Genomic DNA, 12,457 nt, shown 5'->3' with positions numbered 1-12,457 from the left:
CCACGCGGCGCAGCCGCACATCGGCACAGCCCCGCGCTTCTAAGGAACCTGCTCCACCCGGCGTTTGAGGTCCTCGATCTCCGCGCGCAGGCGTTCCACCTCCCTGCCCTTGCGGTAGAGGTCCAGGAAGACGCTGACCTTCGCCCTGAGGACCCACGGGTCGAAGGGCTTGGTCACGTAGTCGGCGGCGCCGGTGGCGTAGCCGCGGAAGGCGTAGCCCGAGTCGTCGTCCGCCCCGGTCAGGAAGATGATCGGGACGTCCCGGGTCTGGGTCAGGCGTTTGATGTGGGCGGCCGTCTCGAAGCCGTCCATGCCGGGCATGCGGATGTCCAGCAGGATCAGCGCGATCGGCCGGCGCAGGAGGGCCTTCATGGCCTCCTCTCCGGAACGGGCCCGCACCAGTGGCTCGTTGAGGGAGGCGAGGACGGCCTCCAGGGCGGTCAGGTTGTCCTCCATGTCGTCGACCAGGAGGATCCCGGCGCGTTCGTCGTGGGTGTCCGCGCTGCTCATGCCTCTTCTTCCGTGCCGTCCGGGTCCAGCAGTCCGCACACCACCATCAGCAGCCGGTCGATGTCCACCGGCTTGGGCACGTAGTCGTTGGCGCCGCGGGCGATGGACTTCTCCCGGTCGCCGGGCATCGCCTTGGCCGTCAGCGCCACGATCGGCAGGTCCGCCCAGCGGGGTGTGCGGCGGATGGCGGAGATGGTCTCGTAGCCGTCCATCTCCGGCATCATGATGTCCATCAGGACCAGTTCGACGTCGGCGCTGCGCTCCAGCGTCTCGATGCCCTCGCGGCCGTTCTCCGCGTAGAGCACGCTCATGCCGACCCGGCCCAGGACGTGCGTCAGGGCGAAGACGTTGCGGATGTCGTCGTCCACGATCAGCACCTGCCGGCCGGACAGGATCCGGCCAGGCCTGCCGGACGTCCACGCCTCCAGCTTGGTGGGGGCGGGCCAGGCGTCGTCCGCGTCGGAGGAGCCCGGGAACGGGCCGGCGGACGGCTGGAGCGGCAGGGGCAGCGCGGCGTTTTCCTCCGGGACCGGCGCGGGCACCGTGTGGCCGGGGCTGACGACCGGGACGTACAGGGTGAACGTCGAGCCCTTGCCGGGTTCGCTCTCGGCGACGATCCGGCCGCCGAGCAGGCCCGCGATCTCCCGGCTGATGGACAGGCCGAGCCCGGTGCCGCCGTACTTGCGGTTGGTGGTGCCGTCGGCCTGCTGGAACGCCTCGAATATCACCGGGAGTTTCTCCGGCGCGATGCCGATGCCCGTGTCGGACACGGCGAACGCGATGACGTCGTCGGTGTCGCGGACCTCGCCGTCGCCCGTGCGGGCGGCCCCCCGTCGGCGCTCGGCGTCCTGCACCCGGCGCACCCGCAGCTCCACCTTGCCCGTCGCGGTGAACTTGATCGCGTTGGAGAGCAGATTGCGCAGGATCTGCTGCAGGCGCTGCTCGTCCGAGTACATCTCGCGCGGGACGTCCTCGCCGACCGCCACCTCGAAGGCCAGGCCCCGGTCGAGGGTGAGCGGGCGGAAGGTGGCGTGGACGTAGTCGAGCAGCTTGATCAGGGGGAGCCGTTTGGGGCGTACGTCCATCCGGCCGGCCTCGATCTTCGACAGGTCCAGGATGTCGTTGATCAGCTGGAGCAGGTCCGAGCCCGAGCGGTGGATCGTCGTCGCGAACTGCACCTCCTGGTCGGAGAGCCGGCCGTCCGGGTTGTCCGAGAGCAGCCGGGCGAGGATCAGCAGGGAGTTCAGCGGGGTGCGCAGCTCGTGCGACATGTTCGCCAGGAACTCCGACTTGTACTGGGAGGACGTGGCCAGCAGAGCGGCCTTCTCCTCCAGTTCGGCGTTGGAGCGCTGCAACTCGCCCTGCTGCTTCTGCAGTTCGTCCGAGCGCTCCTGGAGCTGCATGGCCAGGCGCTGGGACTCGCCCAGCAGGGACTCCGTGCGGGAGTTGGCGATGATCGTGTTGATGGCGACGCCGATGGTGTTGACGAACTGGTCGAAGAAGGCCAGGTGCACATCGGAGAAGCGGGAGAAGGAGGCGAGCTCGATGACGCCGAGGAGTTTGTCCTCGAAGAGGATCGGGATGATGACGATGGTCGTCGGCGCCGCCTCGCCGAGACCGCTGTTGATCTTGATGTAGTCGGGCGGGGCGCCCTCCACCAGGATCCGCTTCTTCTCCCGGGCCGCCTGCGCGACCAGCCCGTGCACGGGCAGACCGCCGGTCTCCACGGTCGCGTCCTGGGCGGCGCCGTAACCGGCGATGAAGGCGAGCCCCTTGGTCGGGACCGTCGCCCCGGCCTCCTCCGGGTCGGCCAGGTAGAACGCGCCGTACTGGGCGTTCACCAGCGGGGTCAGTTCCCGGAGTATGAGGTCGGCGACCTCCATCAGGTCGCGGTGGCCCTGCATCAGGGCGGCGAGGCGGGCCAGGTTCGACTCCAGCCAGTCCTTCGCCCGGGTGGTCTCGCGCAGATTGGCCACCATGAGGTTGATGTTGTCCTTCAGCTCGGCGACCTCGCCCTGCGTCTCCACCGTGATCGAGCGGGACATGTCGCCCTGCGCCACGGCCGAGGCGACCTCGGCGATCGCACGGACCTGGGTGGTGAGGTTGGAGGCGAGCTCGTTGACGTTGGTCGTCAGGCGCTTCCAGGTGCCGTAGACGCCCTCGACGCGGGCCTGGCCGCCGAGCCGGCCCTCGGAGCCGACCTCGCGGGCCACGCGCGTGACCTCCGAGGAGAAGGAGGAGAGCGTGTCGACCATGGTGTTGATGGTGGTCTTCAGCTCCAGGATCTCGCCGCGCGCGTCCACGTCGATCTTCCGGGACAGATCGCCCTGGGCGACGGCTGTGGCGACCTGGGCGATGTTGCGCACCTGCGAGGTGAGGTTGTCGGCCATGTAGTTGACGTTGTCCGTCAGGTCCCGCCAGACGCCCGAGACGCCCAGCACCTGGGCCCGGCCGCCGAGCCGGCCGTCGGTGCCGACCTCGCGGGCGACCCGCGTCACCTCGTCGGCGAAGGCGCGCAGCTGCTCCACCATCGTGTTGACGGTGTCCTTGAGTTCGAGGATCTCGCCGCGCGCGTCGACCGTGATCTTCTTCGACAGGTCGCCGTTGGCGACGGCCGTGGTGACCTGGGCGATGTTGCGGACCTGGGAGGTCAGGTTCAGCGCCATGAAGTTGACGTTGTCGGTGAGGTCCTTCCAGACGCCGGAGACGCCCCGGACCTGGGCCTGTCCGCCGAGGTTGCCTTCCGTGCCGACCTCGCGGGCCACGCGGGTCACTTCGTCGGCGAACGCGGAGAGCTGGTCGACCATCGTGTTGATCGTCGACTTCAGCTCCAGGATCTCGCCCTTGGCCTCCACCGTGATCTTCTTGCCGAGATCGCCCTGGGCGACGGCGGTGGACACGAGCGCGATGTTGCGGACCTGCGAGGTGAGGTTGTCCGCCATGAAGTTGACGTTGTCGGTGAGGTCCTTCCAGACGCCGGAGACGCCCCGGACCTGGGCCCGGCCGCCCAGATTGCCCTCGGTGCCGACCTCGCGGGCGACCCGGGTCACCTCGTCGGCGAACGCGGAGAGCTGGTCGACCATCGTGTTGATCGTGGATTTGAGCTCCAGGATCTCGCCCTGCGCGTCGACCGTGATCTTCTGCGACAGGTCGCCGTTGGCGACGGCCGTGGTGACCTGGGCGATGTTGCGGACCTGGGAGGTCAGGTTCGACGCCATGAAGTTGACGTTGTCGGTCAGGTCCTTCCAGACCCCGGAGACGCCCCGGACCTGGGCCCGGCCGCCCAACTGGCCCTCCGTGCCGACCTCGCGGGCCACGCGGGTGACCTCGTCGGCGAAGGCGGAGAGCTGGTCGACCATCGTGTTGACGGTCAGCTTCAGCTCCAGCAGCTCGCCGGTGGCCTCGACCGTGACCGTACGGGTCAGGTCGCCGCGCGCCACCGCCGTCGTCACGGCCGCGATGTCCCGCACCTGGGCCGTCAGCCGGGACGCCATCGTGTTGACGGCCTCGGTCACGTCCCGCCAACTGCCCGACAGGCCCTGCACCTTGGCGCGGCCCCCGAGCCGGCCCTCGGTGCCGACCTCGCGGGCGACCCGGGTCACCTCGCCGGTGAACAGGGACAGCTGGTCCACCATCTTGTTCACGGCCCGGCCGAGGCGGCGCAGGTCGCCGCGTAACTCCCGGGTCCCGTCGTGCAGATCGACCCGCTGGGTCAGATCCCCGCCGGCCACCGCGTCCAGCACGCGCGTGGCGTTCGCCGCCGGGGCGACCAGGGCGTCGAGCAGCTGGTTCACGTCGTCGACCCGGGACGTCCACAGGCCCTGCCCCGGACTGGCCGACAGCCGTTCGTCGAGGCGGCCGTGGCGCACCAGTTCGCGTCTGACGCGCCGCACCTCACCGGTGAAGTGGACGCTGCGGTCCATGATCTGGTTGAAGACCGCGGTGAGTTCGGCCACCATGCCGTGGCCGGATTCGGGCACCTTGGTGAAGTCGCCGTCGCGGGCGGCGGTCATGGCCGCGAGCAGAGGACGCAGATCGGATGCACGAATCTGACCGTCTTCGTACCGGTCTTCGACCACAGGAGTAGCACGGTTCTCACTCATGGCGGCCCACTTCGGTAACTCGGCGCTTATGGGCGTGGCCAGTCTGTCACTCTGTCGGCATCGACTGTGGCGTATTCGTACGAACTGCCCGGGGAGCCGTCCATGGGGGCCATTCCGATGCAACGGGAGACCGCTGCCCGTGCCTCAGATGCGCCTGCACACGCTGGGGAGACGTCCGTGCCCGTTCAGGAGGGGCCCGTTTTCGAGGAACCCGCACCGGCCGCGCCGGAGCGCGCGCGGGCGTACGCGACACTGCCCGGCAGCTCGGTCGCGCCGGGAGCCGCCCGCGCCCTGGTGCGCGAGGCGCTCGCCGAGTGGGCCGGGCTCGGCCTGCCCGGCGCCGAGCACCTGACCGACCGCCTCCGCGACGACGCCACGCTCGTCGTCAGCGAACTCGTCACCAACGCCGTCGTGCACGCGGGCACCGATCTCGAGATGGAGTGCCGGCTGGAGGGCGACGCCCCGCGGACGGCGGCCCTCGTCGTCGAGGTCTCCGACCACCACCCGTCCCGCGCCCCGCGCGGCCACGAGGCGGAGACGCCCCACGACACCCCCGAGTACGGGCGCGGCCTGCGGCTCGTCGGCGCGCTCTCCGAGGCCTGGGGGATCACGTACCGCACGGGCCGGAAGACCGTGTGGGCGCGGCTGCCCGCCGCCGGGTGCCCGGCCGGGGAGCAGATCGGGTCGTACGCCGGGGAGCGCGCGCTGGCGCGCGATTTACGGGTGGCCGAGATCCTGGCGCCGGAGCCGCCCCCCGGCGACGGCGACGGCGACGGGCACGGCACCGAGGGCCGGGACCGGGCCCCGGACGGCAAGCCCGTACGGGACTCGCCCCTGCCCCGCGACTTCCCCGACCGGCGTGACGTCCCGGACCGGGGTGACTTCCCGGACCGGCCCGACCACCCCGACGGACGGGACTTCCCCGGCGGGCGGGACTTCCCCGACGAGCGTGACTTCCCGGACCAACGCGTCGCCCCCGACCGGCGTGACGCCCCCGACCGGCGTGACGCACCCGCCCTGCGTGACGCACCCGACCGGCGTGACGCCCCCGACCGGCGTGACGCGCCCGACCGGCGTGACGCGCCCGCCCTGCGTGACGCGCCCGCCCTGCGTGACGCGCCCGCCCTGCGTGACTGGAGCGACCTGCGGGACTGGCGTGACCGGTACGAGAACCCCGACGGGCGCGACGGGCCCGACGGCTCCTGGCTGGGCCGCGGGGCCCTGTCCTTCCTCGCGGAGGCCTCCGACCTGCTCGCCGGGCAGCTCGACGAGGACCTGGTCGCCGCCCTCGCCGGACAGCTGATCGTGCCGCGGCTGGCCGACTGGTGCGCCGTCTGGCTGGAGGACGAGGCCACCGGCGGCGGCTGGAACGGCGGCGCGGGCGGCCCCCGGCTGGCGCGGGTCTGGCACGGCAGCGAGAACCGCATCGAGGAGCTGCGCCGGACCCTGGAGAAGGAGCCGCCGCCCCCGTCCGACCCCGCGGGCACCGGGCCCGTCGCGTGCCCCTGGCCCGGCGAGGCGCTCGGCGACACCCCCGGGGAGTCCGGCTCGGCCCTGGCGTACCGGCTGGTCGCCGGGGGACGCCCGCTCGGCACCCTGGTCATCGGGCGGTCCGGCACCGCCCGCTTCCCCGACGAGATCACCGGCCTCGTCGAGGACCTCGGCCGCCGGGTGGCCCTGGCCATCGGCGCCGCCCGGCAGTACGCCCGCCAGGCCACCATCAGCGCCGTCCTGCAGCGCGGCCTGCTGCCCGGAGCCGTCGCCGAGATCCCCGGCGTGCGCAGCGCCCTCGTCTACGAGCCCTGCGACAAGGGCGGGCCCAGCGGCGACTTCTACGACCTGTTCCCGGCCGGCGACGGCCGCTGGTGCTTCGCCGTCGGCGACGTCCAGGGCAAGGGGCCCGAGGCCGCCGTCGTCATCGGCCTGGCCCGGCCCTGGCTGCGGCTGCTCGCCCGCGAGGGCTACCGGGTCGCCGACGTCCTCGACCGCCTCAACCAGCTCCTGCTGGACGACGCCACGGAGGCCGCGGACGCCGCGGCCCGGGCCCTGGTGGCGGCGGGCGCGCGGCCCACTCCGCCCGGCGACGGCCCCCAGACGCGCTTCCTGTCCCTGCTCTACGGCGAGCTGGTCCCCTTCGACGGCGGGGTCCGCTGCACCGTCGCCTCCGCCGGGCACCCGCTGCCGCTGCGGCTCGGGGCGGGCGGCGAGGTCCACCCGTGCGCGCAGCCGCAGACCCTGCTGGGCGTCCTGGAGGACGCCACGTACACCAGCGAGACCTTCGAGCTGCGCTCCGGCGACACCCTGCTGTGCGTCACCGACGGCGTCACCGAGCGCCGCTCCGGCTCCCGCCAGTTCGACGACGGGGACGGGCTCGCGGCGGCGCTGGCCGGATGCGCGGGCCTGGACGCGGAGCTCATAGCCGAGCGGATCAAGCGGCTCGTGCACGAGTTCGGGGCGCGGCCCCCGGCGGACGATCTGGCGCTGCTCGTGCTCCAGGCGGAGTGAGGCCCGCTCCGGACGGGACACCGCGCGGGTGCTGGACAATGGAAGGCATGCCTTCCGCACTCCCCGACGGCGAGCCCGTCCCCGAGGACGGCGCGCTGCCCGCGTCCGCCCTCGCCGGGGCCGCCGACCGCCCGCTCGGGTTCTACCTGCACGTCCCGTACTGCGCCACCCGCTGCGGCTACTGCGACTTCAACACCTACACGGCCACCGAGCTGCGGGGCACCGGCGGTGTGCTCGCCTCCCGCGACAACTACGCCGGGACGCTCGTCGACGAGATCCGCCTGGCCCGCAAGGTCCTCGGGGACGACCCGCGTCCCGTCCGCACGGTGTTCGTGGGCGGCGGCACGCCGACCCTGCTGGACGCCGGCGACCTCGTACGGATGCTGAGCGCCGTCCGGGACGAGTTCGGGCTCGCGGCGGACGCCGAGGTCACGACGGAGGCGAACCCGGAGTCGGTCGACCCGGCGTATCTGGCCGCCCTGCGCGAGGGGGGCTTCAACCGGATCTCCTTCGGGATGCAGAGCGCGCGGCAGCACGTGCTGAAGGTGCTGGACCGCACGCACACGCCCGGACGGCCGGAGGCGTGCGTCGCGGAGGCCCGGGCGGCCGGGTTCGAGCACGTCAACCTCGACCTGATCTACGGCACGCCGGGGGAGTCGGACGACGACTGGCGGGCCTCGCTGGACGCGGTGCTGGGGGCCGGGCCCGACCATGTCAGCGCCTACGCCCTGATCGTCGAGGAGGGCACCCAGCTGGCCCGGCGGATCCGCCGGGGCGAGGTGCCGATGACCGACGACGACGTCCACGCCGACCGGTATCTGATCGCGGACGAGGTGCTCTCGGACGCCGGGTTCGAGTGGTACGAGGTGTCGAACTGGGCGACCTCCGCGGCGGGGCGGTGCCTGCACAACGAGCTGTACTGGCGGGGCGCCGACTGGTGGGGCGCCGGGCCGGGGGCGCACAGCCACGTGGGCGGGGTGCGGTGGTGGAACGTGAAGCACCCGGGCGCGTACGCGGCGGCACTGGCGGCCGGCCGGTCGCCCGGGGCCGGGCGTGAGGTGCTCTCGGAGGAGGACCGCCGCGTCGAGCGGATCCTGCTGGAGCTGCGGCTGCGGGACGGGGTGCCGCTGGCGTTGCTGCGGGAGGACGGGCTCGCGGCGTCGCGCAGGGCCCTGTCCGACGGGCTGCTCCAGGAGGAACCGTATGCGCGGGGGCGGGCCGTGCTGACCCTGCGCGGGCGGCTGCTGGCGGACGGCGTGGTGCGCGACCTCGTGGACTGAGCGAGCGCCCGGCGTCGGCTAGGGCGCCGTCACGAAGTCGATCAGTTCCTCCACCCGGCCCAGGAGCTCCGGTTCCAGGTCCTTGTACGAGTGGACCCCGGACAGGATCCGCTGCCAGGCCGCGCCCGTGTGCTGCGGCCAGCCCAGGGCGCGGCACACGCCCGTCTTCCAGTCCTGGCCCCGCGGGATCCGGGGCCAGGCCTCGATGCCCAGGGACGACGGCTTCACCGCCTCCCAGATGTCGATGTACGGGTGGCCGACCACCAGCGCGTGCTCGCTCGTCACCGACTGGGCGATGTGCCACTCCTTCGAGCCCGGCACGAGGTGGTCGACCAGGACGCCCAGGCGCGCGTCCGGGCCGGGGGCGAAGGTGTCGACGATCGACGGGAGGTCGTCCACGCCCTCCAGGTACTCCACCACCACGCCCTCGATGCGCAGGTCGTCGCCCCACACCTTCTCGACCAGCTCGGCGTCGTGCCGGCCCTCGACGTAGATGCGGCCGGCCCGGGCCACGCGCGCGCGTGCGCCGGGGACCGCCACCGAACCGGAGGCCGTGCGCGTGGGCCGGGCCGGGGCGCCCGGCGAGGGGCGGACCAGCGTCACCGCCCTGCCCTCCAGGAGGAAGCCGCGCGGCTCCATCGGGAACACGCGGTGCTTGCCGAAGCGGTCCTCCAGCGTCACCGTGCCGGCCTCGCAGCGGACGACCGCCCCGCAGAAGCCGGTGCCGGGCTCCTCGACCACCAGGCCCGGTTCCGCCGGGACCTCGGGGACCGGCTGGGGCTTCTTCCACGGCGGGGTCAGGTCCGGAGAGTACTGGCGCATTCGGATGACGATAGGAGAAGCCGCGGGGCGATCACGCAGACACGCCGAAACGCGCCGCCAGGGCGTCCCGCTGGGCCCGGACGAACGCCGCGTCCACCACCGCTCCGTGACCGGGCACGTACAGCGCGTCCTCGCCGCCCAGCGCGAGCAGCCGGTCCAGCGCGGCCGGCCACCGCGACCCCACCGCGTCCGGGCCGGCCTGGGGCTCGCCCGACTCCTCGACCAGGTCGCCGCAGAACACCACCTCCGGATCGCCCGGCACCAGCACCGCCAGGTCGTGCGCGGTGTGCCCCGGGCCGACGTTCGCCAGCAGCACCTGGCAGCCGCCGCCCAGGTCGAGGGTCCACTCGCCGGAGACCAGATGGCGGGGCGCGACCAGCCGGTCCGCCGACTCGCGCGCGACGGACTCCGCCAGGCCGTTGCGCACCGCGTCCGCCCGCAGCTCCTCGCGGTCCCGCGCGCGGGTCAGCACCGCGTCCACGCCGACCGCCCCGAACGCCTCCGCGTCCTCGAACGCGGCCGCCCCGAAGACATGGTCGAAGTGGGGGTGGGTCAGCGCGAGATGTGTCACACGGTGACCGGTGAGCGACCGCGCCTGCGCGCGCACCCGCGCGCCCTCGGCCGGGCTCGACCCGGCGTCGATCACGAGGACCGCGCCCTCCCCGGCGACCAGCCCCGCCGTGCAGTCCCACACCGGCAGCCGGCACCGGCCCACCCCGGCGGCCAGGCGCTCCCAGCCGAGCTCTTCCCAAGTCACCGTCATACCGCGACGCTAGCGGTGCGCCCCGCCCGGGGCACGACGCCGCACCACCAGCCTTGCCGGAGGCGTACCCCACCGCCGTACACTGGGCCGGGGAACATTGGCACTCGCACGCGCAGAGTGCCAGGCCGCGAGTGGCAGGCGACGGCGGACGACTTCTGGAGGTGTGCGCGGTGCTCAGTGAACGCAGGCTTCAGGTGCTGCGCGCCATCGTCCAGGACTACGTCGGCACCGAGGAGCCGGTCGGCTCCAAGGCCCTCACCGAGCGGCACAACCTCGGCGTCTCCCCGGCGACCGTCCGCAACGACATGGCGGCACTGGAGGACGAGGGATACATCGCCCAGCCGCACACCAGCGCCGGGCGCATCCCCACCGACAAGGGCTACCGCCTGTTCGTGGACAAGCTCGCCGGCGTCAAGCCCATGACCGCCCCCGAGCGGCGCGCGATCCAGAACTTCCTGGAGGGCGCCGTCGACCTCGACGACGTCGTCGCGCGCACGGTACGGCTGCTCGCGCAGCTCACCCGCCAGGTCGCCGTCGTGCAGTACCCGTCGCTGACCCGGTCCACCGTGCGGCACGTGGAGCTGCTCTCCCTGGCGCCCGCGCGGGTGATGCTCGTGCTGATCACGGACACGGGGCGGGTCGAGCAGCGGGTGGTGGACTGCCCGGCGCCCTTCGGCGAGGCCTCGCTCGCGGATCTGCGCGCGCGCCTCAACAGCCGGGTGGCGAACCGCCGTTTCGCGGATGTGCCGAGTCTGGTGGAGGATCTCCCGGAGGCTTTCGAGCACGAGGACCGGGGTACGGTCTCCACGGTGCTCTCCACACTCCTGGAGACGCTCGTCGAGGAGAACGAGGAGCGGCTGATGATCGGCGGCACCGCCAATCTGACCCGCTTCGGTCATGACTTCCCCCTCACGATCCGGCCGGTGCTGGAGGCGCTCGAGGAGCAGGTCGTGCTCCTCAAGCTGCTCGGCGAGGCGAAGGATCCGGGCGTGACCGTCCGTATCGGTCACGAGAACGCCCACGAAGGACTCAACTCCACGTCCGTCGTGTCGGTCGGCTACGGTTCGGGCGGCGAGGCAGTCGCCAAGCTCGGCGTGGTCGGACCGACCCGCATGGACTACCCGGGAACGATGGGAGCGGTACGCGCAGTGGCACGGTACGTCGGACAGATCCTGGCGGAGTCGTAGTGGCCACGGACTACTACGCCGTACTCGGCGTGCGCCGCGACGCGTCGCAGGAAGAGATCAAGAAGGCCTTCCGGCGGCTCGCGCGCGAGCTGCACCCGGACGTCAACCCCGATCCGAAGACCCAGGAGCGGTTCAAGGAGATCAACGCCGCCTACGAGGTGCTGTCGGACCCGCAGAAGAAGCAGGTCTACGACCTCGGCGGCGACCCGCTCTCGCAGGCCGGCGGCGGCGCGGGCGGCTTCGGAGCCGGCGGCTTCGGCAACTTCTCCGACATCATGGACGCGTTCTTCGGCACGGCGTCGCAGCGCGGACCGCGCTCGCGCACCCGCCGCGGCCAGGACGCCATGATCCGCATCGAGGTGGAGCTCGACGAGGCGGCCTTCGGCACCACGAAGGACATCCAGGTCGACACGGCCGTCGTCTGCAACACCTGCAACGGCGAGGGCGCCGCGCCGGGCACCAGCGCGCAGACGTGCGACATGTGCCGCGGCCGCGGTGAGGTGTCGCAGGTGACCCGGTCCTTCCTGGGCCAGGTCATGACCTCCCGCCCGTGCCCGCAGTGCCAGGGCTTCGGCACGGTCGTCCCGACGCCGTGCCCCGAGTGCGCGGGCGACGGCCGGGTGCGCTCCCGGCGCACGCTCACGGTCAAGATCCCGGCCGGTGTGGACAACGGCACACGCATCCAGCTCGCCGGCGAGGGCGAGGTCGGCCCCGGCGGCGGTCCCGCCGGTGACCTCTACGTCGAGATCCACGAGCTGCCGCACTCCACGTTCCAGCGGCGCGGCGACGACCTGCACTGCACGGTGACGATCCCGATGACGGCGGCGGCCCTCGGCACGAAGGTGCCGCTGGAGACGCTCGACGGCATGGAGGAGGTCGACATCCGCCCGGGCACCCAGTCCGGCCAGTCGATCCCGCTGCACGGCCGGGGCGTCACGCATCTGCGCGGCGGCGGACGCGGCGACCTGATCGTTCACGTCGAGGTCCAGACGCCGACCAAGCTCGACCCGGAGCAGGAGCGCCTCCTGCGCGAACTGTCCAAGCTGCGCGGCGAGGAGCGCCCCCAGGGCCAGTTCCAGCCGGGACAGCAGGGGCTGTTCTCGCGGCTGAAGGACGCCTTCAACGGCCGCTGACGCGAGTGGTCCGGCCGCTGCCGGGGGTCCGGGGGTCGTCCCCCGGGCAGGCACGGTCAGCCGGGGCAGCAGGGGCTGTTCTCGCGGTTGAAGGATGCGTTCAACGGCGGCTGACGCGAGTGGTCCGGCCGCTGCCGGGGGTCCGGGGGTCGTC

The 12,457-nt window shown here is 72.7% G+C and carries 8 protein-coding genes; 4 read left to right on the top strand and 4 right to left on the bottom strand.

Annotated elements, in window-relative coordinates:
• Positions 1–39: 39 nt before the first annotated feature.
• Both CHR28_RS34255 and CHR28_RS34250 read right to left on the bottom strand, forming a co-directional pair.
• Entirely contained in the window at positions 40–510 is a 471-nt protein-coding gene (locus tag CHR28_RS34255; RefSeq protein WP_094057623.1) for a response regulator, read from the bottom strand.
• Positions 507–4,523: a HAMP domain-containing protein gene (locus tag CHR28_RS34250; RefSeq protein WP_094057651.1), complete on the bottom strand. Its 4,017-nt coding sequence runs from the start codon at positions 4,521–4,523 to the stop codon at positions 507–509. Before CHR28_RS34250 ends, CHR28_RS34255 begins: the two co-directional genes overlap by 4 nt.
• Positions 4,524–4,715: 192 nt before the next feature.
• On the opposite strand from CHR28_RS34250, the gene CHR28_RS34245 reads away from it, so the two are divergent.
• Both CHR28_RS34245 and hemW read left to right on the top strand, forming a co-directional pair.
• A complete protein-coding gene (locus tag CHR28_RS34245) occupies positions 4,716–7,118 on the top strand; it encodes an ATP-binding SpoIIE family protein phosphatase (RefSeq protein ID WP_094057622.1) in 2,403 nt (800 codons plus the stop codon).
• Positions 7,119–7,165: 47 nt separating this feature from the next.
• Positions 7,166–8,398, top strand: coding sequence for a radical SAM family heme chaperone HemW (gene hemW / locus CHR28_RS34240; protein ID WP_094057621.1), 1,233 nt, complete (start codon positions 7,166–7,168; stop codon positions 8,396–8,398).
• A gap of 18 nt (positions 8,399–8,416) precedes the next feature.
• On the opposite strand, the gene CHR28_RS34235 is transcribed toward hemW, so the two are convergent.
• Both CHR28_RS34235 and CHR28_RS34230 read right to left on the bottom strand, forming a co-directional pair.
• Positions 8,417–9,220 carry a DUF3097 domain-containing protein gene (locus CHR28_RS34235; protein WP_094057620.1) on the bottom strand — a complete coding sequence of 268 codons (804 nt, stop codon included), beginning with the start codon at positions 9,218–9,220 and terminating at the stop codon, positions 8,417–8,419.
• 31 nt (positions 9,221–9,251) lie between these two features.
• The gene (locus tag CHR28_RS34230) at positions 9,252–9,983 is read right to left on the bottom strand and encodes an MBL fold metallo-hydrolase (RefSeq protein ID WP_094057619.1); all 732 of its coding nucleotides are present in this window, start codon (positions 9,981–9,983) and stop codon (positions 9,252–9,254) included.
• Between the two features lie 170 nt (positions 9,984–10,153).
• Here CHR28_RS34230 and hrcA point away from each other — a divergent pair, with 170 nt between their 5' ends.
• Entirely contained in the window at positions 10,154–11,170 is a 1,017-nt protein-coding gene (hrcA, locus tag CHR28_RS34225; RefSeq protein ID WP_031111606.1) for a heat-inducible transcriptional repressor HrcA, read from the top strand.
• Positions 11,170–12,303, top strand: coding sequence for a molecular chaperone DnaJ (gene dnaJ, locus CHR28_RS34220; protein WP_094057618.1), 1,134 nt, complete (start codon positions 11,170–11,172; stop codon positions 12,301–12,303). The genes hrcA and dnaJ overlap by 1 nt, the downstream gene beginning before the upstream one ends.
• The last annotated feature ends 154 nt before the right edge of the window (positions 12,304–12,457 follow it).

Origin of the sequence: Streptomyces sp. XY006, from assembly GCF_002237655.1 — a bacterium.
Taxonomy (GTDB): Bacteria; Actinomycetota; Actinomycetes; order Streptomycetales; family Streptomycetaceae; genus Streptomyces; species Streptomyces levis.
Note: the sequence above shows the minus strand (reverse complement) of the source record. Positions and strands in the feature narration are given on the sequence as shown.